At 69.5% G+C, this 272-nt stretch carries 1 protein-coding gene; it reads right to left on the reverse strand.

The genetic code is table 11. The features are described 5' to 3' along the window. Window positions 1-219, reverse strand: a 219-nt coding sequence (locus CDN38_RS33635) for a hypothetical protein (RefSeq protein ID WP_204903259.1), incomplete at its 3' end; no start/stop codon positions are given. Between the last annotated feature and the right edge of the window lie 53 nt (window positions 220-272).

Here is a 272-nt window from a genome sequence, read left to right on the forward strand (position 1 = left end):
GGCCTGCGCCGGTTCGGGCGAAGACAGCACTTCGATGTGCGCCATCTGCCGTGCCGGCAGCGTCCAGCGCTCGCGCAGGTAGCGCAGGCGCGCCTGCTTGTTGGCGGCACCTATGCGCTGGTGCAGGGCAATCGCCTCCGGTAGTGCCAGGTAAGCGGCGAAGTTGACCGTGCCGGTGTGCACGCGGCTGCCCACGCGGCCGTCGTCGGTCTCGCCCATATAGGGGTCCAGGTCCGCAACGCGACCCCTGCGCACGTACATCGCGCCTACAC

This window comes from Mycobacterium ostraviense, assembly GCF_002705925.1.
Taxonomy (GTDB): Bacteria; Actinomycetota; Actinomycetes; order Mycobacteriales; family Mycobacteriaceae; genus Mycobacterium; species Mycobacterium ostraviense.